A 25,310-nucleotide genomic window follows, 5' to 3' on the forward strand; every position below is an offset into this window, starting at 1 on the left:
TCAGGAAGCCTTACGCTTGTGCAAAAAGTGGTCAATGGATACTGCGCCGAGTAGAATGCAACCCTTGATCATGTCCTGCCAGTAAACCGATATATTAAGCAGAACCAGCGAGCTTGTGACCACCGAAAGCAGGGCGATGCCGAGGATCGCACCAAGAATTGTTCCCGATCCGCCATTCAATGACGCGCCGCCAATAACAGCCGCTGCGATGATGTTCAGCTCCATGCCGACGCCGAATGTAGGGGTCGCCGCACCGAAGCGTGACATATAGATGACGCCTGCCACCCCGGCGAGCGTGGAACAGAGAACAGTCACCCAGAACTTGACCTGATTGGTCCTGATGCCTGAGTAAAGAGCGGCCTTTTCATTGCTTCCGGTATAGAAGACTTTTCGCAAAGCTGTTGCACGCCGCAACAGGAAGTCAAAAAGTACAACGACAGCAATGAAAATTATGATGACGTAGGGCACGCCGTGGAAACTGCCCTGCCCGATTGCCTTGAACGCGGGGGGTAGGGTGAAGAGCGAGAGCGGCGTTCCTTTGGTGATTATAAGGCAAAGGCCACGTACAATCACCATTCCGGCGAGCGAAGTGATGAAGTGATTAAGTCCGACAACGGTAACAAAGAAGCCCATCACGCAGCCAATCAGACTGCTTGCCAGAATACCGATAAGAGAGGCGCTCCACGGGTCCAGTCCCGCAAGGAAAAGCGAACCTGAAAGCACCATTGCGAAGCAGACTACGGAACCCACCGCCAGATCGATACCGCCGACGATGAGCAGAATTGTCATGCCAACCACAACAATGCCTTCAACGGAAAAGCTCATCAGCATGGCGCGGAAATTGCCGAGCGTCAGAAAATGCGGCGAAGCAAAGCTCATGGCAATGCACAGCGCCAGAATGATCGCGATCAGCCCAGCTTCCCGCATTGAACCCAGCCTTTTCCAGGACGGTGTCCGCGTAGCACTTACTCCGATTGTTTCAGCCACCATGTTATTTTCTCCCATAGACTTTTCAGGCAGCATGATCTGTCGCCAACCGTGTTTGTTCGCTTTGATTGACACCGGAAGCCAGCCGTATCACCGCCTCCTCCGTCATCTCATCTGCGCCGAGTTCACCCGCGATCTTTCCCTCCCGGATAACCAGCACCCGGTCACATAATCCAAGCAATTCCGGCAGCTCTGACGAGATGACAATGATTCCGATGCCGGACCTTGCCAGATCGCGAAGCAACAGGTGAATTTCGGATTTTGCGCCGACATCAATGCCGCGTGTCGGCTCATCCATCAGGATAACCTTCGGTTGAACCGCGAGCTGTTTGGCAATCGCGACCTTTTGCTGATTGCCGCCACTGAGCGCTGATACAGGCGTGTCGATGTTGGCCATACGAATATTCAGCCGCTGCGCGAATGCGTGGGCAAGCTGTGCTTCGCCCCGCGCATTAATCAGCCCCAGATGTCCCGTCAGCGCCTTGAGATTGAGAACGGAAATATTCTGGGCGATCGACATGTCGAGGAAAACGCCAGAACCTTTGCGGTCCTCGGAAAGATAGACGATGCCAGCCTCTACGGCATCCGTGTAAGTCTTGATTGCCTGTACCTGACCGTGCAAGCGGATTTCGCCATCCGTGATCGCCCGCAGACCGCAAATGCCCTCGGCAATCTCCGTGCGGCCAGAGCCGATCAGACCGCCAATGCCTAGTATCTCGCCTTTGTTCAACTCGATATTGATATCAAGGAAGCGGCTTCTGTCACCAAGGCCACGAACCGAAAGGATTGTCTCGCCTGACACCTCAGCGCTTTGCTGTTTAGGCGGATAGAGCTGGGTTATTTCCCGGCCCACCATACGGCGGACAACATCATCGGGCGTCACATCTGCCACCCTCTCCGTGGACACATATCGGCCGTCGCGCAGAACTGTGACACGGTCGCAGAGCGAGAAAATCTCAGCCATTCGATGACTGATGTAAATAATGGAAATGCCGTTCGCCTTCAGATCCCGAATAATATCGAACAATATGCGGGTTTCGGCTTCGGTCAATGCAGCTGTTGGTTCGTCAAAGATCAGCACCCGGCAATCCAGTGTCAAAGCCTTGGCGATCTCAACCAGTTGTTGGCTCGATATGGAAAGATCGGCAACCTTGCGACGCACGTCGATCGGTGCAAGCCGGTTCATGACTTCCTGCGCCTTACGTTCCAATTTACGATAGTCCATCAGGAACGATCGCTGGCGGCTCGTCGCGGCCATGAAGATATTTTCCGCCACGCTCGCATCAGGACAAAGCGCGATTTCCTGGTGCACAAGCCCCAGACCAAATGATTGGGCTATTGAAGGAGAGGCGATTTTCACCGCCTCACCTTCCACGAGGATTTCACCCTCATCCGGTTGCAGCACACCGGCAATGATATTCATCAGCGTCGATTTGCCGGCTCCGTTTTCGCCGCAGATCGCGTGAATTTCCCCGCGATGGAGGCTGAAACTTACATTCGTCAACGCCTTTACCGCACCGAAGTGCTTTGTGACGTTGTGGATGTCCAGAACCGGTTTCGGCATGATGACGCTCCTCCCCAATACTTCACAAGACGCTACCCGGACTTTGCAAATCCGGATAGCGGATTGCGAAGTCTACTCCTCGATCCCTTTGGTACCGCGACGCTTCAGGTACTTGTCCCAGAAGAAATCATCCGCATTTTCCGCTGTGACGATGGACAGACCATTGTCAACGAATGGAATACTCATCGGGTTGAACCCTGCCCGCTTGGCATCGTTCATAGGATCGATCAGTTCCGGATGCTTGGCCAACCAGAGCAGCATGAAACCCATATAGCCCTGCATGCCCTGATTGGGGTTGATTGAGCCAAAGACTTCACCGGCTTTGATCATGTCGAGAATATTGGCGTTGACGTCCGCGCACATGACGAGGATTTTACCGCCGCTTTCCTTATTTGCCTGGGCTGCGCCGATGGCCGAGTTGGCCTCCGGCATGAACACTGCACCAAGATTAGGATTGGCCTGCACGATACTCATCAAGCCTTGATAGGCTTTTGTCGGGTCCTGATTGGAGGCAGCGCGGCCAACCAATTTCATATCCGGCCACTTTTCCTTCATGCGGTCAACAAATGCCGTTACACGCTTGTCGTGATTATCCTGACCTGGATTTTCCAGCACCGCATATTCGCCCTTGCCACCAAGCTTGTTGGCAATGGCATCAGCCGCATAGGTGCCTTCACGAATATTATCCGAAGTGATGAACGATATGCGTTTTGACAATGGCGAGTCCGCCGCAAATGTCACGACTGCCGTTCCCTGACCGATAGCGCGGTTGATTGGCTCGATGAAGGGATCCGAGTTCATTGGGTGAACCAGAATGCCTGCCGGGTTCTGTGCCAATGCCTGATCAAAACTGGCGATCTGCTTGTTGACGTCATATTCCGGTGTTCCGGTATAGGCCGTCTCGCAGCCAAGCTGCTTGCCTGCCTGCTTGAACATCTCATAAACCGGGAACCAGTATTCGACACCCGACACCATGACGTTCATGACATATTTTTCGCCCGGCTTGCAGCGAAACGGCGATTCCGTGTCAGCCTTGGCTGGCGATGCAAATAATGTTGCTGCAAGGACCGCCATCGCGGTCGTGCCCAAAAAAGTACGCAAGTGTCCTCCTCGAGGCCGAAGCCCCTCCCATTTGTCCGCGGCGCTTCGAATGCAGCCACTTTACTTTGCGAAAACCGGCACTCCTCCTCGAATGCCAGCATGGGTAACTAATCTCAAAGAAAAGAGACTGTCAATAAAATTCATCACGTGAATAATAATTCATATACTTTGCAAAAAACCTCTGGCGGGCGGAAATATTCCGCCCATTGGCTGTCTTCAGTCTATGGAAAAGCAGCGACTTAGCGCATCAATATCAAAGCGACCAGGCCCACCGTACCGACAACAAGCCGCCACCAGGCAAAAAGGCCATAACCGTGGCGAGATACGTAACCCAACAGATAACGCACTACGAGCACGGCGGAGATAAAGGCTGCAAGGAAGCCGACGCCGATCAACGTCACATCATCAAATGTCAGGATATTGCGGTTCTTGAAAAGGTCGAGGGCAAAAGCGCCTGCCATGGTGGGCATGGCAAGAAAGAACGAGAACTCAGCCGCCGAACGCTTATCAGCGCCCAAAAGCAAAGCTCCGACAATGGTCGAGCCAGAACGCGACGTGCCGGGGATCATGGCAAAGCACTGGAAAAGGCCGATTTTCAAATAGAGCGGCAATGGAAAATCCATCGCATCCGTATAACGTGGCTTCAGGTCGAGCCTATCCACCCATAGAAGGATAAGCCCACCCAGTATCAGCATCGTACAAATCAACATTGGCGATTCAAACAGGATTGCCTTGATCAACCCATGAGCAAGAACGCCAATGAAAACGGCGGGCAGAAATGCAATCAGCACACCGATTACAAAACGCCGGGCCTTCGGATCATTGGGCAAATCACGTGCTATTTTCAGAAGGCGTGCGGAGTAAACAGTCAGAATAGCAAGGATAGCACCGAGCTGGATCAGCACTTCGAAGGTCTTACCATTTGACTCGAAACCGAGAAAATGGCCTGCAAGCAGCAGGTGTCCTGTAGAAGAAACAGGGATGAATTCGGTAAGCCCCTCCAGCAATCCCAAGAAAAGCGCTTCGACAATTGTCTGAGTTTCCATGTTTATGCTTACCGCTTTCTTAATCCGTATTGCGGTTCCCGCCCCGCCAAAAGGGCACCGCTACAATTGAATACACTGCACAATTTTTGTCTTAACCGATTCTCGTTTAAGAAATTATTCAGCGATAAGAGCCCGCCTGTTAAATCGTGTTTACTTGTCTCATGCCGCCGTTGCGCCTATAGCATTGGCCCGGTGTCTGCCATGTTCGCAATACGATGCCGACCCGCAAAATGCCAGTTCGAAAGATTTAGAATATCTGCCATGTTGACGCTTTTTCATCATCCCATGTCCACCGGCTCGCGATATGTGCGACTGATCCTCAATGAATATGACATTGAAGTGCAGTTGATCGAGGAAAACAGTTGGGCACGCCGCAAGGAATTTCTGTCGCTCAATCCCGCAGGTACATTGCCCGTATTGCTTGCAGAAGGCGACGTGCCTGTGGCCGGGGCATCGGTGATTGCCGAATATATTGACGAAACACGTGGCGCATTAAAACGCAGCCGCCGTTTGTTTCCGGAAGACTCGCTCAATCGCGCAGAGGTACGCCGGCTTGTTGACTGGTTCTTGAGCAAGTTTGAAAATGAAGTGACACGGCATATGGCGCGTGAACGCATCTTCAAGTTGCATATGACAGCCGAGCAGGGTGGAGGCGCACCTGACAGCGCTGCCATCCGCGCCGCCCGGGCAAATATTACCCAGCATATGAGATATATTGACTGGTTGACCGCCACACGCAATTGGCTGGCTGGACCTGCACCGACCTATGCAGACATGGCTGCTGCGGCCTCCATCTCCATTCTAGACTATCTTGGAGAGATAAAATGGGCCGAGTATCGTGCGGCACGCGATTGGTATACCCGGATGAAGTCCCGACCCTCCTTCCGCCCGCTTCTTTCGGACCGCGTGCGCGGCTTGCCCCCTGCATCGCACTATGGTGATCTGGATTTTTGATCTTATAGGGTATTTAAGTTCTCATGCACGGTTGTCATGCAAATGAACCTAAATCAGCAAGAGCGGCTTAAACAATTCATTATCGAAGAATCGCGGGCTGCTGGCTTCGATGTCATCGCGATCACTAGTCCGGACTCAATCCCACAAGCTGAAGAGCGGCTGCGCGAATATTTGTCGCTTGGGCGTCACGCAAGCATGGAATGGATGCGGGAAACCGAGGAGCGTCGAAGCAGTCCGCAAGCTCTTTGGCCGGAAGTTCGCTCGATCATTGTTCTGGCCATGAATTACGGCCCCGACAGCAATCCACTCACTATCCTTGAGCAAAAAGACAAGGCAGCGATTTCCGTCTACGCGCAGAACCGTGATTATCACGACATTATAAAGGGCAAGTTGAAAGGCGTAGCCAGCCGGTTTGCCTCGCGGGCCACTGGCGAAGATCTTAAAGTGTTCGTTGATACGGCACCTGTCATGGAGAAGCCACTGGCAGAAGCCGCAGGACTTGGCTGGCAAGGCAAGCATACCAATCTGGTCAGCCGGACACATGGGTCCTGGCTCTTTCTAGGCACCATCTTCACAACAGCAATGCTCCCTGTAGACACCAAAGAGCAGGACCACTGCGGCTCGTGCCGTGCTTGTCTCGATACCTGTCCGACCTCGGCTTTTCCTGCTCCCTATCAGCTCGACGCACGCCGGTGCATTTCCTATCTCACTATCGAGCATAAAGAACCGATCGCACTCGAGTTCCGCAAGGCGATGGGCAACCGTATCTATGGTTGCGATGATTGTCTTGCCGTATGTCCGTGGAATAAATTTGCTGAAACTGCACGCGAGTCCAAGCTGCGTGCCCGCGACGATCTTCGCTCGCCCTCTCTTGCTTACCTGCTGACCTTGGATGACCCTACATTCCGAACCCTGTTCTCAGGCTCACCTATCAAGCGCATTGGTCGCGATCGCTTCCTGCGAAATGTATTGAACGCCTGCGGCAATTCCGATGATCCGAATTTGATAGAACCGGTCAAGCGGCATCTGTCCGATCCTTCGCCGCTCGTGCGCGGCTCAGCGGTGTGGGCTTTGAGCCAGCTCCTGAACGCAGAAAGCTTTTCAAACCTCAGATTGATCCACGCAGTGAAGGAAAATGATGCTGGCGTCTTGACCGAATGGCACAATGGCGCGAACAATCAGCTATGAAGATTTTCCTGTTTGGTGCCGGTTATTCAGCGCGCGCCTTTGCCAGAGCAATTGCTCCCACAGCCGAGTTTATTGGCGGGACGACGCGTGACGGAACGAAGTTGGCGACACTCGACAACGAAGGTATCACGCCTTTCCTTTTCCATGGCACCCACGCATCGCAGGAGATTGCAGACGCGCTGGAAACCATCACTCATCTGGTTATTTCAACATCTCCAGCAAAAACCGGCGATCCCGTGATCGCGCTGTTCGGAGAGACGATCCGTCGCGCCATGCCAAAGCTGCAATGGATCGGCTATCTATCGACAGTAGGCGTCTATGGCAATCATGCCGGTGCCTGGGTGGACGAAACAACGCCCTGTAGCCCGGTTTCAACGCGTTCGGTTGAGCGTGTCGATGCGGAGCATAGCTGGCAGGCTTTGGCGGATGCTCGCGGCGTTCCGCTGGCAATATTGCGGCTTTCGGGAATTTACGGACCGGGGCGTAATGCTTTTGTCAATCTCACCAATGGAACAGCGCGGCGTCTCAACAAAACCGGGCAGGTTTTCAACCGCATTCATGTGGATGACATTGCCGGTGCCCTTCAGTTCCTCAGCATGCACAACCAGGGTGGCATATTCAATATTACCGATGACGAACCGGCTCCGCCCCAGGATGTTGTCGCCTATGCCGCCGAGTTAATGGGCGTGGAGCCACCGGAAGAGTCTGACTTTGAATCAGCACAACTGACGCCGATGGCCCGCTCATTTTATGGCGAGAACAAGCGTGTTTCCAACAAGCGCATCAAGTCTTTGGGTTTCACATTCCGCTATCCCGACTACGGCACTGCCTTCGCGGCCATGTGGCGAGACGGCAGCTGGCGTTAACGCCTGCATTTAGCGAAAACTCGTAATTACATTGATTCCGATGCCTTCAAAGCGGTCCATCGCCATCAGGGCCGCTGGCGCGTCATCCAAGGTGATTTCCTTGCCAATCAATCTTTGAGGTTTGAGCTTGCCAGTCTCCAGCATGTCCATCAGGGCATTATACCGAAAGGCCTGCATGCCATGGCTGCCATATATTTCAAGCTCATGCGCAATGACCTTATCCATGGGAATGGGAGAGTGTGCGTGACCACCAAGCATTAGTCCCACCTGCACATGACGGCCACGGCGACGCAGATTCGCGATTGAATTAAAGCATGTTGTGGGGTGCCCCAGTGCGTCTATGGAAACATGGGCACCACCCTTGGTAATCTCTCGGATTACGCCAATAACATCTTGTTTCTCACGTCCATTGACAGAAGCGACAGCCCCTAATTCTCGGGCAAAAGCAAGCTTCTCTTCGGACAAGTCGACCGCAACAACATTCGCGCCCATCGCAGTGGCAATCATAATTGCGGAGAGGCCCACCCCGCCGCATCCATGCACTGCCACCCATTCGCCTGGCTTCACTTTCGCCTGGTCGACAATGGCGCGGAAAGAGGTCACAAATCGGCAGCCAAGACTTGCCGCCGTGGCAAAATCCAGCGAATCCGGCAGGGCGACAAGATTGGTATCGGCGAAGTCGAGCGCGACATATTCCGCGAAAGAGCCCCATGCGGTGAAGCCGGGCTGAAACTGACTTTCACAAACCTGATGATTGCCCGAATTACACTCAAAACAATGTCCGCAACCGCCAACAAAAGGCACTGTTACGCGCTGGCCGATTTTCCATCCTGTCACATGTTTGCCAATAGCTTCAATTGTTCCCGCAAGCTCATGTCCTGGCACGTGCGGCAGAACAATATCCGCATCATGCCCCATCCAGCCATGCCAATCACTGCGGCAAAGTCCGGTCGCTTCAACTTTCACCACAACGCCGCTTGCGGCAGGTTCGGGATCCATAACGTTCTGCACGCGGGGCGGATGTCCAAACTGCTCGAAAATGACTGCTCTCATAATGCGGACCCCACCGAATCAAACCTAAATTTGTTTCCATATTGCGGGTTTCATGCGAATCTTGCCATCATAAAGCTCGGATGACCGAAGCAATTTTGCTTCCCATCCATTGGACAATAAAATGATATCAAAAACTCTGCTCTCCTTTGCTGTTGGCATATTAGTTTCGCTAGCAAGCACACTCAATGCTGTCGCCGAAGACGGGCCTGCAAAGCGCTTGTTCGGCTCGCAATCATTGCCCAGTCTCGGAGCACCGCAATCAACCGGTTTTTACGCCAAGGGTTGCCTTGCAGGCGGCGTTGCATTGCCCGTGGATGGACCGGCCTGGCAGGTCATGCGTCTGTCGCGAAATCGCAATTGGGGCCATCCGCGCATGATCGCCCTTCTGGAACGGCTAGCCCGTGATGCTTTCGCCAAGGACGGCTGGCCCGGCCTACTGGTTGGCGATATTTCGCAGCCACGTGGCGGTCCGATGTTGACCGGTCATGCTTCGCATCAGGTAGGGCTTGATGCCGATATCTGGCTGACTCCGATGCCGAAACGCCGCTTCACCAATCAGGAACGTGAGACGGTGGAGGCGAAGTCCATGCTTCAAGGGGACACGCTTTTTGTTGACCCTGATAAATGGAGTGCAAGTCGCACGGCTCTTTTGAAACGCGCTGCGAGTTACCCTGAGGTTGAGCGGATTTTTGTCCACCCCGGCATCAAGAAAAAGCTGTGTGACGGCGTGCAGGGCGACCGTAGCTGGCTGAACAAAGTACGTCCCTATTGGGGTCACTATTATCATTTCCATGTGCGCATCAAATGCCAGCCCGGATCTCCCGAATGCAAAGCACAGGAGCCGACAGGGACTGATGATGGCTGCGGCAAACCTTTGGCCTGGTGGTTCACCGATGAGCCGTGGAAGAAAGCACCTCCACCCAAAAACCCGGTCAAGCCCAAGGTCATGATGCTCTCGGACCTACCGAAGCTTTGCGCCCAGATATTGAATGCACCCGGGCCAAAATCGGTTGAAGAGGTTACGCTTGGCGTTGGTGCGAAGGTTCCACAGGCATCTACAGATACCAGCCAGGACTTTCCAGAAGACGTTCCGGTTCCCGGTCAAAAGCCTTGAGGTCTTTTTGTGCTCTGCCCTTTTCACGGCGACGTGAATTGTTTATAGAGTTTCAATCGATTTAGGGCCCCACCCGAAAAAGAGTTTTGATGACACAGCCATTCCGCCTTGCGTTGATTGCCCATGACCAGAAGAAGGACGACATGGTGGCGTTTGCGCGCAATTATGAGGCCTTGCTTGCACCATGTGACATCGTCGCGACCGGCACGACCGGCCGCCTGATACAGGAAGCGTGTCCCTCACTGACAATCGCCCGCGTAAAGAGCGGACCGCTTGGCGGCGATCAGCAGATCGGTGCGTTGATTGCGGAAGGACGAATTGACGGGCTTATATTTTTCGTCGACCCGTTGTCACCTTTGCCACACGATGTTGATGTAAAAGCACTGATGCGGCTTGCCAGCGTTTACGATATTCCCATGGCATTGAACCGGGCCACAGCTGAGGTTCTGGTACAAAAAAGAGGCTTGCTACGGGATGACGCGGCCGACAATACATTGATGCGCCATGTGTCCGATCGGGATAAAGGCACGCGTGGCATTTAAGACAGGAAAGCGATAATGGTTACACAGGCAGATACCGACCACATCATGAAATTTCCGATTCTGGTCGGGGATATTGGCGGTACCAATGCGCGCTTCGCAATCCTTGTCGATGCCTATGCAGAGCCGAAGGAATTTCCGGTTCTGCAAACTGCCGATTTTTCAACTATTGATGAAGCTATCCAGAACGCGATCCTTGACCACACCTCGATCCAGCCACGTTCTGCAGTGCTTGCCATTGCTGGTCCTGTCGAAGGTGACGAGATCGACCTGACCAATTGCGCCTGGGTCGTCAAGCCGCGCCAGATGATGGAGACACTTGGCCTCTCGGACATTACCGTCATCAACGATTTCGAGGCGCAGGCACTCGCCGTTGTTTCGCTTGAGCCAAAGCATCTTGAAAAGCTTGGCGGTGGCGCGGGTGATCCGCATGGCAGCCGTGCGGTGCTCGGGCCCGGCACTGGTCTTGGGGTTGCCGGCATGGTTCGTTCTCGCGCAAGCTGGGTTCCTGTTCCTGGTGAAGGTGGTCATGTGGATATGGGTCCGCGTACTGAACGCGATCTCGAACTTTTCCCTCATATCGAGCATATTGATGGCCGCATTTCCGGCGAACAACTGCTTTGCGGGCGCGGACTGCAGAATATCTATCGCGCCATTTGCAAGGTTGGTGGAACGGAACCAGCGCTTGAAACGCCTGCCGACATAACTGCCGCTGGTCTTTCCGGTGAATCTCCGGAAGCGAAGGAAACCCTGGCTCTTTTCGTCACCTATCTCGGCCGTCTGGCGGGCGATTTTGCGCTGACTTTCATGGCGCGCGGTGGTGTATATCTCGCCGGTGGTATCGTTCAAAAGATCGTGGAGCCGCTAAAAAATCCGGCCTTCCGCGAAGCTTTTGAAGATAAGGCCCCGCACCAGCAAATATTACGCGAAACACCGGTTTACATTATCACGCATCCTCTGGCAGCCTTAAGCGGTCTGTCTGCATTTGCCCGCACGCCAGCCCGATTCGGCGTTGCTACTGAGGGTCGTCGCTGGCGCCAAGGCTGAGCTGTTCGCTGAACCTTTCTGGGGCATCAAGGCAACACTGCCCGCCGCATTCCGCCAAACGGGGCAAAACCGATAGGCAAGGCGAGGCAATAACGCTATAGGGACAAGATCACGCGGCAAACTTCCTGCAAAAGGAGGTTTGCCTGACATTTTAGTACCAGCGAGTTGCCGCCTGTCATGAATGGTGTACCCAAGAAGAACAAAATCGACCCGACCGAGGCCAGGCGCGTCGTCGGCAGGGTGCTTGGCGAGAATGTCCGGCAGCACCGCTCTTCATACACTGTTGCAGTTTTCGCAATGCTGGCCGTGGCGCTAAGTACCGCTTTTGTCGCCTATATCTTTAAGGATGTAATCAACAAAATCTATTATGAGCGCCGCGAAGACCTCATCATACCGATCAGCCTCGGCATTCTTGCCGCGTTCGTTATCCGCGGCGTCGCGACCTATGTACAATCAGTAACGATGGCAAAAGTCGGTAACAGCATTGTGGCGCGTTACCAGCATCGCATTTTTGACCATCTTATGAAGCTTGGGCTCGACTTTTATCACGATACGCGTTCCGCACAGCTGGCGGCGCGGATCAATCAGAATATTGGTGGCGTTCGTGAGCTTCTTGATATTGTGGTCACGACAATCGGCAAGGATATTCCAACCCTGATCGCTCTTGTCGGCACAATGATCCTGCTCGACCCGCTGCTATCGCTGTTCGCTTTGCTGATCGGCCCACCAGTGCTCCTCACCGTCCGTTACCTGACCAAGCGCCTGCGGGTCATTCATCGTGAATCAGTGACCCTGAATTCACACCTTTTGGGCGCGATGCAAGAGGCTACGCAAGGGATAGCCATCGTCAAGGCTTTCACCATGGAAGACCAGTTGCGCGGCAAGATCAGCAAATTGATCACACGCGCCGAGGAGCGAGCCAATAAGATTTCACGCGTGTCCGAGCGGCTGACTCCCGTGACAGAGCTCATTGCGGGTACAGCCATTGCATCAATGATCATGTATACGGGCTTCCGCGCCGTTTATGATGCACAGCCTCCCGGCGCCATGTTCAGCTTTATCACCGCTGTGCTCCTCGCCTATGACCCGGTTCGCCGTCTTGCCCGTGTGCAGGTTGGCCTTGAGCGCTCGCTCGTTAACGCCCGCATGATCTATGAAATTCTCGACATTGAGCCGCGTCAGGCAGATAGCATCGGCGCCGTGCCGATTACGGTGCCCAATGGCGAGGTTCAATTCGATAATGTGAGCTTCGGTTATGGCAATGGCATTCAGGTTCTCCACAATGTCAGCTTCACCGCAGATGCAGGCAAGACCACCGCAATTGTCGGTGCATCGGGCGCCGGTAAATCGACACTGATCGGTCTCGTTCAGCGCTTCTATGATATTGATGGTGGACGTATTCTGGTTGACGGCCAGGATATTGCCCATGTCAGCAAGCGGTCGCTGCGCCAATCCATCGCTTATGTCTCGCAGCAACCCTATTTATTCGAGGGCACTATTGCCGACAATATTCGCTACGGACGACCCGACGCGACTGATGAAGAGGTTATCGAGGCGGCCAAACTTGCCAATGCCGATGAGTTCATTATCAAGCAGCCGCAAAGCTACGGCACCGAAGTGGGCGAAAACGGTATAACGCTTTCAGGCGGTCAACGGCAGCGCCTTTCCATCGCGCGCGCCATTGTCCGCAATGCGTCCATTCTCCTGCTCGATGAGGCCACTTCAGCGCTCGATAATGAATCCGAAAAGCGCGTACAGCAGGCTCTTGAACGCAGCATGCAGGGCCGCACAACCATCGTCATCGCCCATCGTCTTTCGACTATTGTCAACGCGGATCATATTGTCGTTATGGAAGCGGGACGGGTTGTGGAAGAAGGCGTTCATGAAACCTTGCTTGCCCGGCCAAATGGCGTTTACGCGCGCTTCTATCAATTGCAGGGCAAGGATGAGTCACCCATTATTCTTATGGATGAAGACGAGACTGCCGAACGCATGGGACCAACGGAATGAGCATAGAAAATCCGATGAAGCTTGCCGTAACCGGTGCTGGCGGGCGCATGGGGCAGACCTTGATTCGCATCATACAAGCGACACCGGGCGCCACACTTGCCGGTGCCATAGAGCGCTCTGGCTCGCCGCATATCGGTCAGGATGCAGGCGAACTTGCCGGCGTTGGTCACCTCGGTATTCCAATTACCGATGACGCGCTTTCTGTTTTTGTCGGCGTTGAGGGCGTGCTTGATTTTACCACCCCTGCCGCGACCATTGAATTTGCCGAATTGGCTGCACAAGCGCGTATCATTCATGTGATTGGCACAACAGGCTGCTCCGCTGAGGATAATGCTAAGATTGATGCCGCAGCGCGCCATGCAGTGGTCGTCAAATCAGGCAATATGAGTCTTGGTGTCAATCTGCTTGGCGTTCTGGTCAAACAGGCAGCAAAAGCACTCGGTGAAGAATTCGATATCGAGATTCTTGAAATGCACCACAAACATAAGGTCGATGCGCCATCAGGCACAGCCCTGCTGCTTGGAGAAGCGGCTGCCGATGGCCGGGAGATCGGCCTTAGCCAGCACAGTGTTCGCGTGCGCGACGGACATACCGGCCCCCGACAGACTGGGACGATCGGTTTCGCCACCTTGCGCGGCGGCTCGGTGGTCGGTGACCACTCTGTCATTCTTGCGGGTGAAGGCGAGCGCATCACGCTGTCCCACCATGCGGAGGACCGCACTATCTTTGCGCGCGGCGCAATCAAGGCCGCACTTTGGGGCAAAGGCCGCAAGCCTGGTCTTTACTCCATGCTCGATGTGCTTGGCCTCAGCGATCAAAGCATTTCCAACTAAATACTGCCTTAAAAGGAGTCTTCAGAATGTCCGGAACCCTCGTCCTCGTTCGCCATGGCCAGAGCGAATGGAACTTGAAAAATCTTTTCACAGGCTGGCGTGATCCGGCTCTGACTGAGCTCGGCCACGAAGAAGCCAAGGACGCCGGCAAACGCTTGAAGGCCAAGGGTCTGAAATTCGATATTGCTTACACTTCCGTCCTTTCGCGCGCGCAAAACACCCTACAGCACATACTCGAAGAGGTTGGTCAGACCGGTCTTCAAACCATCCGCGATCAGGCCTTGAATGAACGCGATTATGGCGATCTCTCCGGTCTCAATAAGGATGACGCGCGCGCCAAATGGGGCGAAGATCAGGTGCATATCTGGCGCCGTTCCTATGACGTGCCACCACCCGGAGGCGAGAGCCTGCGCGATACCGGCGCTCGCGTTTGGCCGTACTATCTTCACGAGATTCAACCCCACGTCCTGCGCGGCGAAACAGTTCTGGTGGCTGCGCATGGCAATTCATTGCGCGCGCTGATCATGGCGCTCGACGGCCTGACAGGCGAAGAGATCGTAGCGCAGGAACTCGCCACAGGCGTACCGATTGTCTACAAGCTCAATGCCGACTCGACGATCGCATCGAAGGAAGTGCTAGTAGGGTAATCGTTCAAGCGGCTGAGCGATTCCGCCGCTTCACCATGCAAACAGCGCTCGGGAATCATGTATTGCGTTTCTGAAATTGTCCCACACTTGTCGTGGCATTCAATTTAACAATGAATGCCCGATATTGGCCAATATATGCATTGACAGACTCTTGAGCGCCCCTTAGATGAGACGCGCTGCCCAGATGGCGGAATTGGTAGACGCGCACGGTTCAGGTCCGTGTGCCGCAAGGCGTGGAGGTTCGAGTCCTCTTCTGGGCACCAAATTCCAATTCACAGACGTTCACCAACGTCCGTAAGTGACTAGAAAAGCCCCGTTAATTCGGGGTTTTTTCTTGTTTACCGTCCACCGGCGTTCATGGCTGGTTGTTGGCATCCACAAATTTTGTTGGTATATTCGGGGTGCTTTCCTGAAAAAGCCAACATCGGATTAGTTGGATACCAACAAGTGCCTTTGACCGATACGCAAATCAAAGCCATCAAAGCTAGCGATAAACCCGTCAAATTCAGCGACGGAGGTGGGTTGCATCTGCTGGTTACCTCGCAAGGCTCAAAGCTTTGGCGTCTTGCATATCGCTTTGATCGCAAGCAGAAAACGTTAGCGCTCGGTTCTTATCCAATAACGTCCCTTGGCGATGCTCGTAAGAAGCGAGACTCGGCCAAGAAACTGTTGGCATCCAACATAGATCCATCGCAGCAGGCCAAACTCGATAAAATCCATCGACAGACATCGAATGCCACAACATTCAACGCGGTTGCTGACGACTTTCTGAAAAAGGTTAAACAGGAAGGCAAGGCTACAGCTACGATGACTAAAAAGAACTGGTTGATCGACCTAGCAAGGCCCGACCTTGGCCACCGACCGATTTCTGAGATTAGCTCGGCTGAGGTACTCGTTCCTCTGAGGAAAGTTGAGAGCCAAGGCAATTACGAAACTGCGCGTCGGCTTCGTTCGACCATTGGGCAAGTCTTCCGCTTCGCCATAGCTACCGCCCGTGCGGAAAATGATCCGACAGGTGGGCTGCGTGGAGCGCTGACAATACCTGTTGTCACCCATCGACCCGCCATTACCAACCAAAAGGCCCTAGGAGGTCTATTGCGGGCGATATGGGGTTACGATGGCACACCCGATACCAGGATTGCGCTGGTGCTAATGGCATACCTCTACCCACGCCCTGGCGAGTTACGCCAAGCTGAATGGAGCGAGCTTAATTTGGATGAGGCCGTGTGGACTATACCCGCTGCCAGAGCGAAGATGCGCAGGGAGCATCGCAAGCCGTTACCGAAACAGGCCATAGTTGCGCTCCGCGATCAATACGAACGGACTGGTGACGGCAAGTTAGTATTCCCATCGATAAAATCTCGGATGCGCCCCATGAGCGAGAATACGTTAAACGGGGCATTGAGGAGGCTAGGCTTTACGAGTGATGAGGTCACATCACATGGCTTCCGCGCGACAGCATCAACGCTGTTGAATGAGAGTGGCCGATGGTCACCCGACGTCATCGAAGCGGAACTTGCACACATTGGTGCTGATCTAGTACGCCGGGCCTACCATCGCTCACTCTACTGGGACGAGCGAGTTAAAATGGCTCAATGGTGGGCAGATAAGCTTGATGTTATCCGCCAGGAGAGCCCAGAGCAGTTAACCCCCTCCTGATCCTTCTGCATTTCTTTTTCGCATAGCCGCGATGTGCTTTCTCACAAAATCGGGAAGCTGTTGAGCGAGCCTATGGCCGCTCTGGCGCTTTAATAAAATGGAGGAAGCTTGACCAACTACATTTAAAAATCAAAGCACAGCGCCGATTCGCCCGCTGGGGAATCATGAAACAATGAGGAAATCAAGCTCCTCATGTTGTTCCCAACTCTATCCACCATTCATAGAGATGTATGCGTGTTCGCAGCTTGCCATTGGGACTTGCTTCAGTGATTCTACTTACACGTGATTAAGAAAATTACGTGAGCGCAACAATTTTCAAGGAAGCATGGCAAGTGGAAAGCAAGGTCGCAATAACCATTCAAGACTTCTGCCAGAATTACGGAGTTGGCAGAACGTTTGTATTTAATGAAATCAAATCGGGTCGTCTTCCGATTAAGAAGGCCGGTCAGCGCACTCTCATTCTCCGAACGGACGCTGATGCGTGGTTGTCGGCCCTACCGGCTGGGAACAAAACGGGAATAGCCGCATGAAAAAATACGCAACATTACAAATAGAAACTCCGTTGACGGTCGTCCAGTTTGGCGACGAGCGACTGTCAACGGAGCGTAAACTGAACCTTCTCCCAAGAAAGCAACAGCACGATGATAGTACCATTTACTAGCAATTCCACAACCGCAAAGCGCGGTGCATACAAGATTTGCGCTGCCATTAGAGACGAGGGTAAGTCGTTTATCCTCACAGGTCGCGTAGCTTGGACAGCAGAGCAATTGGTCAAAGCTGGCAGCCAGGGAATTACCACTATGCAGTTCCCAGGCGTTCGGCTCTCTGAGCATGTCCGCGTCCTACGGCATGATTTTGGCATCGAGATTGAAACGATTGTCGAAAAACATGATGGCCCCTTCCCCGGCTCACATGGAATTTACAAGCTTGTAACTGAGCTTGTTATTCTCAAAGAGAGCGAGGTGGCCTGATGGACACACCTCCGTTAAACGCCAAAACACTGGGAGCTAGCCAATGGCTAGCTCTTCAGTTGAAACCACTAGATAACACTGTCGTTGAATTGCGTGAGCGTTTTGGGTTGACGCCTCTTGAAGCCTGTTTGGCTATTCGCCACGCTCGAGGAATCGGGAGGGCTAGCTAATGGCCGTATACTCCGAACGTGAAAAAACACGAATCGTTACGCCCAAGAAAGAGGCCCGGGTAATCAAGCATAATGCTCCTGAGAAGGATAGCCCATGGATCTGGCTATCTGAGGAACTTATGTTTTCGCCCTCGTTCACCAGCCTGTCAGTTAATGCTCATAGATGCCTATTCCGAATACTTGGGGAACATTCGATCAAAGGCCGGAAATGCAATGGTCAGCTAATAGTCACCCATCCGGACTTTGAGCGTTATGGAGTAACCCATCGATTTATTGCTGATGGTTGTGATGAGCTGGTCTTTAAGGGCCTGCTGGCGAAAAGGATGGGTCGCGCTGCTGATGGAACTGCCCATCCCAATCTGTACCGGTTGACGTTCTTGGGTGACCATGAGGGCAACCCACCTACTCACGAATGGAAGAACGTTGATGACGCCAAAGCGGCCCATTGGAAAAAAGTGAAGCCACAAAAAGCAGAAGAACGGTCAAAGGAACATGGTCGTAAGAAAAAACGCTCGCTACACAAAAGTGAAATCACCCGCTTCCCCTTTGTGAAATCGGATGCCAGTTTTGAAAGGAAGGCATCATGAAAAACTCAATGAAATCAACACACCAACCAATTTCACAATTGTGTAGTGCTTATCAGAGTTTGGCAGGGGGTATAAAAGCTTATGGATAGCACCTTCATCCGTGGACTCCCCCTGATCAATTCAGCCAATCCATGCAAAATCATCCTTTTCCCACTTACGCATCGCGTCGGAAAAGTCCGTGACGTCGCTGAAAAGCTTGTCGAAAAATCGTCCGCTCGCGCTGCTGACTACTACAGGTCGCAAGTGTCTGATGCCTTGTTCAAGCATCTGGAAAAATTAGGCCTGTCGGAAGACGAACAAGACGAGCAGGTAGGGGCATTTTTTGCCGCAGTCGATGTTGAGGCGGAACGTCTCGTGTACTGGTGGAACCAGCCAGGAGGCAAATCGGCATGAGCGCTAGCAAGACAATATCGCTCTACGATGCATCTTTAATCGCCAAGAAATCTGAGGACACGGTTGCCCGTTGGGCCAAAAGGTACGGCATAGGTAAGCAACTACACAAAGGTGCTTCTTGGCACATTGATCCGGTAGGACTGGCGATTGTTCTCTCTGCGGACGCAGATGCTCTGACAACGTATCAAAGAGAAAGGGAGCGTCGATGAAATCAGAAATCCATATAGTTCAGATCGACAACCCCTCCTTCTCTCCGCAGCATGCTGGCGAGAAATGGAACACTCCCAAAACCACTGCTCGAAAGAATATTCGCGAGAGTGCTGTAGAAACAATGTTTGCTCGGAAAAGCATTGATGCCGCCCAGAAGGAAGCAGCAGACAGATTCAGAGCCCTGTGCGAGGCAATGGGCGCGGCAGGGGCAAGGGCCTTCGACTACACCCGAGTTCGCGTAGATGGGGGATTACGCGGTCAAGCTGAGGCGGACAAAGCTCTCGATGCAGGAGCAGCAATGAAGCGATGCCACGATGTTCTGGATAGGATAGATCGGGGTGCATTCAACTTGCTCTGGCGTATAGTGGGCACAGGTTCCGCCCTGTCTGAGTTGGGTCTATCGGTTCGTGACCAGCGATGGGCACGAGCGTTACTCAGTAGCGGTCTAGATGCCCTCGCGGTCCATTGGGGGTTAAAGACAGCGGAAACAGAACTGCCCCGCCCCTACTCACCCATGTCCAAGGCTCCAGAGTCAATTTCCGTCCGAGATGCGGCAACCCTGGCGAAGAAATCCCCCGACTGCATTAAGCGATGGATTTTACGGTATGGCATTGGCTACCGGATAAGTCCGGAAGCCCCCTGGCGGGTGGACCCCATTGGGCTTGATATTGTGCTCTCTGCGGATGCTCTGGCCCTTACCGACTATCAACGCTCTGCACGATAAGAACACGCGGAATTTGAGGAATTTAAGCGTTGCTTCGGTCTGAGTTTCACTCGATAGTGGCATAGTGGAAAACCGCGCAGAAGCGAGAACGGATTCCACATATAGCGTTTCCCGCAACATGTACTTCGAAACGCAACTAAATCTAGATTATTATTCAAGGATTCTGACATGGCTGCTATTCGCAGATGCCATCCGATGGTGGAGGCTGTGCATGCTCGTGTTTCATTGGAAGAGCGCCAGCTATTCGAAAGAGCTGCTCGCAAGCGTGGGCAAACCCTGGCTGACTTCGCCCGTGATGCTTTGACTCTCAAAGCCTTGAGCGAACTCGACCTCGTCTAACAGTGGAGCAATATCGTGCCGATATTAGATATTCAGGGCAAGCGAGTGGAGGTTGATGACAGCTTTCTACGTCTAACGCCCGAACAGCAAAATGCGACGGTTGATGAGATTGCCGGTCAAATAGGTATTCAGCCACAGCAGCCCGTTTCGGATAGTCAAATTGTGGTTATGCCAGATGGGGTAAAAGTGCGCTTTCCCGCAGATATGCCGAGAGAGCAAATCCGTGGGATGATTTTGCAAAAGTTCCCAGAATTGCAGGATGGGAGCGCTCTACCCGAAATGCAGGGGGCAAACCCTGAACTGTCCGGGATGACGACCGATTTCCAGAATGCACCAAAGGAAGATACCGACCGCTTTGTTCGTGCCAATCTTGAGGCATCCAAAATCAATGAAATGCAAGGCGAGCGCGGCCTAATGCGTCGTGCCGCCGATGCGACAAGCGCCAATCTTCCCTTTGCTGACGAAATGTATTCTGGAACAGTTGGCGGCTTGGCTCGTATGGCCCGTGATGGTGTTGGCTATGGCGAGGCATATAAGCGCGAACAGGCTCTACAAGCGGCTCTAAAGGAAAAACGCGGCACTGCTGCCAATTTGATTGGCGATGTGGCTGGCGGGCTTGCCTTGGGCGCTGGCGTTACATCTGGTCCCCTTACAATGGGCGGTGTTGGCGCTGTTACTGCCTCGCGCCCCGCATGGGGTGGCGCAACGCTTATGGGTCGTGCATCCAGTGGTCTAGGCAAGACGGCGGCGGCAGGGGGTGAGGGTGCTACATATGGCGCACTTTATGGTGCTGCCAATGCAGAGGAAGGTCAACGGCTGCAAGAAGCGGGTAGAGGCGCAGCTATCGGGGCACTAACAGGTGGAGTGTTCGAAGCGGGCGGCAATCTTATATCACGCCTTCGCGCACCCAAGGCCATGGATCCGGCTCCCGGTGTGGATGAGCTAGCGAATGCCTCTCAGGCTCTGTACGAAAAATCACGTGCTGCGGGGATAGCCATCAAGCCCGGATCATTCGACAAGCTTGCAAACAACGTGGCGATGGCTGCTGGTCGGCCCAATCCTACCCTCCGTCCAAACACACTTGGAATTATCGAAGATGTTGCCTCTATGCGAGGTAAACCTGTGGACCTCCAAACTCTGGATGAACTTCAGCAGTCGGTGCGCATGGCTATGAAAAATGCTCAGCCACAGGACAAATTTACCCTGGATCGTGTTCAGAAGGTCATCAATCACTATTCAGATAACGTGAACGCAACGGACATCACTGGCGACATTCGAGGATTTGGCTACGTAAAAGATGCTCGCAAACTGTGGGCTCAAAAATCCAAAACACAGACGATTGAAGACCTGCTTGACTTAGCTGATGTCGACACTGGCAAGTACACACAGTCAGGTATGGCAAATACTATCCGCCAGCGTATGTCGCAGCTCTATACCCAGATCAAAAAGGGTAAAGCCACGTCTAGCTGGTCTAAAGACGAAGTTGCGCTTATCCGCCAGATGGCAAAGGGTGGGTCCAACTCACAGATGGTCAACTGGCTGTCGAAGCTGGCACCACGCGGCGTGATTAGCGCCTCGTTGCCGCAGACGGTCGGCGCTACATCTACTCTGGTGCTTGGACCGGCTGGACTGCTTATCAATGCGGCTGCACCTATTGCAGGTCATGTTGCCGGAAGAGCTGCGGACAGGGGTGCTGTTACAGCGGCTAATACTCTGCGTGATGCAGCGGCACGTGGTTTTGTCTATAAAGCCCCACAACTACCTAATCATCTGCGCCGCGCAATTAGTGGGGCCACAGCAGGGGCCACAGGGCTTCTATAATTGTCCGCGCAATAAGAAAACTCCCTATTGCGAGCGGAATGGCCCAAAGAAATTGTTTGCCGTTTGGACCAAGTACCGGCTCATGTTTGCCGGTTCTTTTCCATTCGGATTCATGCAGATCAATAATTGGCTTCTGCTGTTTGTCGCTCATAAAACCCCGTTTTCTGTCCTGTACGCGCAATATCGTCCTTCCGAGGCTTTAAAACAATAGTCGCCTAATCATCGCGATTTCGAACTCTGTAGAAAAGGAAAACACATCATGACCGACGTTAACAGCGGCGTTCCCTCCGCCGTGTCTGCGATTCAGTTTGCAAAGCAAGCAGCAGCTTTAGGCATGTTTGGTATCTGGCCCGCGACAGAAATCGTACATCGCAACTGCCCGCGATTGGAGACGGCATTCCACCACGATTACGGGAAATCTCCTGCCGACATAGACGAGTTTTTTATCGCAGCAGCTCAGCTTTAACCCCTCTCCCCTTTATGGCTTTCAAGCTAGCAACATACGAAGTTAGGATTTTATCATGCCGGTAGCAGCTTGGTCTTCAACGGCCTCTTCAAACACCGAAGTGGGCGGACTCTCCACGGACGGCACTATCCAGGTTGTCAGTAATATTGATGCCATGTTTCGCGGAATGATGGCAGACATTGCCACGGCTCGCGATGACGGCACGATGACCACCTACGCGCCTCGTGGTTATCTTCATGGCCTAACGCTGTCCAACAATGTCGGGGATGCTGTCAATGACCTCGATATTGCGGTTGGTGAATGCGCCGCCGACACCTCGCCCTATAGAAAACTGACATTGGCTTCTGCCATTACCAAACGGCTTGATGCTGGTTGGGCAGTTGGGTCAAACCAAGGGGGGCTGGACACCGGGTCCATAGCCGATGGCACTTACCATATCTGGCTTATACAACGATCAGATACGGGTGTTGTGGATGCCCTGTTCTCCACCTCTGCGACTGCTCCGACGATGCCAACCAATTACGACCGCAAGCGACGGATTGGTTCTATTATACGCGAAGCGGCAACGATTATAGGGTTTCATCAAAAAGGTGATAAGTTTAAACGCCGTGTATCGGTAACACCATACAATAGCACTGCTGCGGTATCTCCACCCGTTTTAAGATTACTTTCCGTTCCCGATGGCATTGTTGTTGAGCCTATTATGCAGGTCAACCTCGTCGTTAATCCATCTTCAAATGCCTTCAATACTTTTGGGGATGCTGAAAACGGTACGGCGGGCGTAACTGTGGTCCAGAATGTTGCCGCTCCAGCCGGAGCAAATGCTACGTCCGGTAACTGGATTGAGGGCGGTTTTTTTACTGATACTTCCCGTCAGTTGTATCACGGCGTCGGTATTCCCGCAGGTACGATATCCTCTAACACCATTAATATGTGGGGGTGGATTGATACAAGAGGGCGGGTATGATGAGCAGTGACGACAAGATTAGTGGCAGACCATCTATTTACAGCGACGAGCTGGTAGCCAACATATGCGTTGCCTTGGCCTCGGGCCGTTCTCTGCGTGATGTATGCACCGACAAAGGCATGCCAGCCGCTAGCACCGTATTCTTGTGGCTTTCAAAGCATCCCGGCTTTTCGGAGCAGTACGCGCGCGCAATGGAGGCTAGAACTAATGCCCTGGCAGAAGAGATACTGGAGATTGCCGACGATAGCGCTGGAGATGTTGGTATCACCGCGGACGGACGTGAAGTCGTGAAATCAGATGTCATTGCCCGAGCACGTCTGCGAGTAGACACAAGGAAGTGGCTCATGAGTAAGATGGCACCCAAAAAATATGGCGACAAAATTTCTCAGGAAGTTTCAGGGCCAGATGGAAAGCCCGTTGAGACGGTCACGCGCATCGAGCGCATTATCGTCAAGTCAGCGGACAGAAATGAATCCAGTGAGACGTAGTCCGGGATTTGGATACTGGGGTGTAAGTCGATGAATAAAATAGGCGAAAATACGGGAAATCGAGGCAAAGGGCGGCCAGCCGGTTCACCGAACAGAATCAGCGCGTTACTCAAGGATGCCATACTGAAGGCGGCTACTGATGCGGGTAATGGCGATATGGTTGCGTACCTTACAAAGCAGGCAAGAGACAACCCTGGTCCCTTCATGGCCTTGCTTGGCAAGGTGCTTCCTCTCCAGATATCGGGGGATGCTGATAACCCATTGTCGGTTGTTACTAGGATAGAGCTTGTTGCTCCAGAACGTGAAGGTCCGCAGCAGCGTTAGGCGCTATCGACCTTTATCATAGATTGACCGCCTGAATAATAATTGGATTCTCGGGGAGTAATCGCAAATGAATATTGGCTCAAATACAGACAACGGCATCTTCGGTACATGCATAAACCGAAATTCTTCTTCCACCGCGTAAAGAGAGGGTTTCGTGAATGCTACCTTCTTTAGGTGTGCTGAAACTCCAAACGCAGAATATGCTGCGTTTGCTCCAATAACATCAGTTGTGGTATCGCGTGAACCGTACGCTACTGGTTGCCCCACCCATTGCCCCCGACCAATTTTCTTGGCCAGCGCAGCTAAAGCAATTTTGAACTTCGTGACGTTGATTACAACAAAGGATGTAACCTCTTCATTCTTCTCGTATTCGTCGCTTCCCTCAACCATCCCGCGATGACGAGCCTCATTGTAGCCCCCTCGTGAACTGCAAAATATGTGCCCGTCCGTTACTGTGTTGTAGCTGATTGCGTTCCCCGAAGTTCCTAAATAGCTATCACGAATATTGGCTCCGAACGATGTAGTAAGTTGGCTGATAAAGTGGGGGCCCGGCAGATTGATCGCGCCTACCCCTTCGTCCGTATCGGACATCAAACCGGTGCCGTCCTTGCGATTGGCATACACCCTTATAGTTCCAATTTTGAAATGCCCCACGAGCATTCGCTCGCGATCTATTGGCTTGCAGTGTTTTGTAATAAGCATGATATCGTCATCCATCTGCCGCTAACTTGTCTCCATTCGGGCATCCGATGGCAAGATAGCTTGTCTCACCAAGACAACAGAGTGGAAGAGGTGTTACCCAATTAGCTTCTGAGCGAGCTCGTATCGGATAGTAAGGGACGCGCCCTGACCGCCGGCAGGTTCGAAGATGATTGATCCCCTGCCTTTCGCCAATTCCTCTCGCATTACTTTACAGCACGTCGGCATTGCGTGGTCATGACTTGGATAACCACCTAGTATACGATGGAGCTCGCCAGCATTTATTTCAACATGTGAACGGCCTTGCTTTTGAGCACGGTCTAGTTGTGCAATCAGCTCACTTCGGAAATCGTCGGTCGTGGGCATTTCTTGTTTTTCCCGTTGAAGTTCGTTCACTTAAACTGGCTGGACAGGCGATAGCAAATGAATCGAGCAATGCGCCCCGCTCAGGCCTACCTCTTGGAGAAATCCTTTGAGGGATACACTAGACACCAGGCCAACGATAATCGGTTTTCGCTTTCCCTGAGCACGTGTATTCGTAAG

The 25,310-nt window shown here is 53.0% G+C and carries 26 protein-coding genes and 1 tRNA gene; 21 read left to right on the forward strand and 6 right to left on the reverse strand.

Features of this window, described 5'->3' with window-relative positions:
- From ACTJI9_RS11000 to ACTJI9_RS11015, 4 genes are all read right to left on the reverse strand, one after another.
- On the reverse strand, positions 1–990 hold the full coding sequence (locus tag ACTJI9_RS11000; protein ID WP_115054591.1) for an ABC transporter permease: 990 nt from the start codon (positions 988–990) through the stop codon (positions 1–3).
- Positions 991–1,012: 22 nt separating this feature from the next.
- Positions 1,013–2,551, reverse strand: a complete 1,539-nt coding sequence (locus tag ACTJI9_RS11005; protein WP_440807948.1) for a sugar ABC transporter ATP-binding protein — start codon at positions 2,549–2,551, stop codon at positions 1,013–1,015.
- A gap of 72 nt (positions 2,552–2,623) precedes the next feature.
- Positions 2,624–3,652 (reverse strand): substrate-binding domain-containing protein, encoded by a 1,029-nt coding sequence (locus tag ACTJI9_RS11010; RefSeq protein WP_440807951.1) that lies wholly within the window; start codon positions 3,650–3,652, stop codon positions 2,624–2,626.
- A gap of 239 nt (positions 3,653–3,891) precedes the next feature.
- The gene (locus tag ACTJI9_RS11015) at positions 3,892–4,698 is read right to left on the reverse strand and encodes an undecaprenyl-diphosphate phosphatase (RefSeq protein WP_307281727.1); all 807 of its coding nucleotides are present in this window, start codon (positions 4,696–4,698) and stop codon (positions 3,892–3,894) included.
- Positions 4,699–4,959: 261 nt separating this feature from the next.
- On the opposite strand from ACTJI9_RS11015, the gene ACTJI9_RS11020 reads away from it, so the two are divergent.
- Genes ACTJI9_RS11020 through ACTJI9_RS11030 form a run of 3 tightly spaced genes read left to right on the forward strand, consistent with a single transcriptional unit; the run spans position 4,960 to position 7,706 of the window.
- Positions 4,960–5,652: a glutathione S-transferase family protein gene (locus ACTJI9_RS11020; RefSeq protein ID WP_115054588.1), complete on the forward strand. Its 693-nt coding sequence runs from the start codon at positions 4,960–4,962 to the stop codon at positions 5,650–5,652.
- A 36-nt stretch (positions 5,653–5,688) separates the two neighbouring features.
- A complete protein-coding gene (gene queG / locus ACTJI9_RS11025) occupies positions 5,689–6,840 on the forward strand; it encodes a tRNA epoxyqueuosine(34) reductase QueG (RefSeq protein ID WP_440807954.1) in 1,152 nt (383 codons plus the stop codon).
- Positions 6,837–7,706, forward strand: coding sequence for an SDR family NAD(P)-dependent oxidoreductase (locus ACTJI9_RS11030; RefSeq protein ID WP_115054802.1), 870 nt, complete (start codon positions 6,837–6,839; stop codon positions 7,704–7,706). Before queG ends, ACTJI9_RS11030 begins: the two co-directional genes overlap by 4 nt.
- Before the next feature lie 9 nt (positions 7,707–7,715).
- Here the strand turns inward: ACTJI9_RS11030 and ACTJI9_RS11035 are convergent, their stop codons facing one another.
- Positions 7,716–8,759 (reverse strand): zinc-dependent alcohol dehydrogenase family protein, encoded by a 1,044-nt coding sequence (locus ACTJI9_RS11035; protein ID WP_115054586.1) that lies wholly within the window; start codon positions 8,757–8,759, stop codon positions 7,716–7,718.
- Positions 8,760–8,880: 121 nt separating this feature from the next.
- Between ACTJI9_RS11035 and mepA the strand changes: the two genes are divergently transcribed.
- From mepA to ACTJI9_RS11125, 18 genes are all read left to right on the forward strand, one after another.
- The gene (gene mepA / locus ACTJI9_RS11040; RefSeq protein WP_440807957.1) at positions 8,881–9,873 is read left to right on the forward strand and encodes a penicillin-insensitive murein endopeptidase; all 993 of its coding nucleotides are present in this window, start codon (positions 8,881–8,883) and stop codon (positions 9,871–9,873) included.
- A gap of 89 nt (positions 9,874–9,962) precedes the next feature.
- A complete protein-coding gene (locus ACTJI9_RS11045; protein ID WP_307281711.1) occupies positions 9,963–10,415 on the forward strand; it encodes a methylglyoxal synthase in 453 nt (150 codons plus the stop codon).
- A gap of 15 nt (positions 10,416–10,430) precedes the next feature.
- Entirely contained in the window at positions 10,431–11,459 is a 1,029-nt protein-coding gene (locus tag ACTJI9_RS11050) for a glucokinase (RefSeq protein WP_115054583.1), read from the forward strand.
- A 177-nt stretch (positions 11,460–11,636) separates the two neighbouring features.
- On the forward strand, positions 11,637–13,469 hold the full coding sequence (locus tag ACTJI9_RS11055) for an ABC transporter ATP-binding protein (protein ID WP_115054801.1): 1,833 nt from the start codon (positions 11,637–11,639) through the stop codon (positions 13,467–13,469).
- The gene (gene dapB / locus ACTJI9_RS11060; RefSeq protein ID WP_115054582.1) at positions 13,466–14,302 is read left to right on the forward strand and encodes a 4-hydroxy-tetrahydrodipicolinate reductase; all 837 of its coding nucleotides are present in this window, start codon (positions 13,466–13,468) and stop codon (positions 14,300–14,302) included. The genes ACTJI9_RS11055 and dapB overlap by 4 nt, the downstream gene beginning before the upstream one ends.
- Positions 14,303–14,328: 26 nt before the next feature.
- The gene (locus ACTJI9_RS11065; RefSeq protein WP_440807963.1) at positions 14,329–14,949 is read left to right on the forward strand and encodes a 2,3-bisphosphoglycerate-dependent phosphoglycerate mutase; all 621 of its coding nucleotides are present in this window, start codon (positions 14,329–14,331) and stop codon (positions 14,947–14,949) included.
- Positions 14,950–15,127: 178 nt separating this feature from the next.
- A tRNA-Leu gene (locus ACTJI9_RS11070) sits at positions 15,128–15,212 on the forward strand.
- A 184-nt stretch (positions 15,213–15,396) separates the two neighbouring features.
- Positions 15,397–16,608 carry a tyrosine-type recombinase/integrase gene (locus tag ACTJI9_RS11075; RefSeq protein ID WP_440807964.1) on the forward strand — a complete coding sequence of 404 codons (1,212 nt, stop codon included), beginning with the start codon at positions 15,397–15,399 and terminating at the stop codon, positions 16,606–16,608.
- A 641-nt stretch (positions 16,609–17,249) separates the two neighbouring features.
- Positions 17,250–17,579 (forward strand): winged helix domain-containing protein, encoded by a 330-nt coding sequence (locus ACTJI9_RS11080; protein ID WP_440807967.1) that lies wholly within the window; start codon positions 17,250–17,252, stop codon positions 17,577–17,579.
- Positions 17,580–17,748: 169 nt separating this feature from the next.
- Positions 17,749–18,336 carry a hypothetical protein gene (locus ACTJI9_RS11085; RefSeq protein WP_440807969.1) on the forward strand — a complete coding sequence of 196 codons (588 nt, stop codon included), beginning with the start codon at positions 17,749–17,751 and terminating at the stop codon, positions 18,334–18,336.
- A gap of 81 nt (positions 18,337–18,417) precedes the next feature.
- A complete protein-coding gene (locus ACTJI9_RS11090) occupies positions 18,418–18,729 on the forward strand; it encodes a DUF6074 family protein (protein ID WP_440807971.1) in 312 nt (103 codons plus the stop codon).
- Between the two features lie 205 nt (positions 18,730–18,934).
- A complete protein-coding gene (locus tag ACTJI9_RS11095) occupies positions 18,935–19,663 on the forward strand; it encodes a hypothetical protein (protein WP_440807972.1) in 729 nt (242 codons plus the stop codon).
- Between the two features lie 168 nt (positions 19,664–19,831).
- On the forward strand, positions 19,832–20,002 hold the full coding sequence (locus ACTJI9_RS11100) for a hypothetical protein (protein WP_440807974.1): 171 nt from the start codon (positions 19,832–19,834) through the stop codon (positions 20,000–20,002).
- 15 nt (positions 20,003–20,017) lie between these two features.
- Positions 20,018–21,823: a hypothetical protein gene (locus tag ACTJI9_RS11105; protein WP_440807977.1), complete on the forward strand. Its 1,806-nt coding sequence runs from the start codon at positions 20,018–20,020 to the stop codon at positions 21,821–21,823.
- Positions 21,824–22,082: 259 nt separating this feature from the next.
- Positions 22,083–22,289, forward strand: coding sequence for a hypothetical protein (locus tag ACTJI9_RS11110; protein WP_440807979.1), 207 nt, complete (start codon positions 22,083–22,085; stop codon positions 22,287–22,289).
- Between the two features lie 55 nt (positions 22,290–22,344).
- Positions 22,345–23,256, forward strand: a complete 912-nt coding sequence (locus tag ACTJI9_RS11115; protein WP_440807981.1) for a hypothetical protein — start codon at positions 22,345–22,347, stop codon at positions 23,254–23,256.
- Positions 23,253–23,744, forward strand: coding sequence for a terminase small subunit protein (locus ACTJI9_RS11120; protein ID WP_440807984.1), 492 nt, complete (start codon positions 23,253–23,255; stop codon positions 23,742–23,744). The genes ACTJI9_RS11115 and ACTJI9_RS11120 overlap by 4 nt, the downstream gene beginning before the upstream one ends.
- A 30-nt stretch (positions 23,745–23,774) precedes the next feature.
- On the forward strand, positions 23,775–24,068 hold the full coding sequence (locus ACTJI9_RS11125) for a hypothetical protein (protein WP_440807986.1): 294 nt from the start codon (positions 23,775–23,777) through the stop codon (positions 24,066–24,068).
- A 3-nt stretch (positions 24,069–24,071) separates the two neighbouring features.
- Here the strand turns inward: ACTJI9_RS11125 and ACTJI9_RS11130 are convergent, their stop codons facing one another.
- Entirely contained in the window at positions 24,072–24,785 is a 714-nt protein-coding gene (locus ACTJI9_RS11130) for a hypothetical protein (protein WP_440807988.1), read from the reverse strand.
- Positions 24,786–25,310: the final 525 nt, after the last annotated feature.

Source organism: Phyllobacterium sp. 22552 (genome assembly GCF_052044585.1).
GTDB classification, from domain to species: domain Bacteria; phylum Pseudomonadota; class Alphaproteobacteria; order Rhizobiales; family Rhizobiaceae; genus Phyllobacterium; species Phyllobacterium ifriqiyense.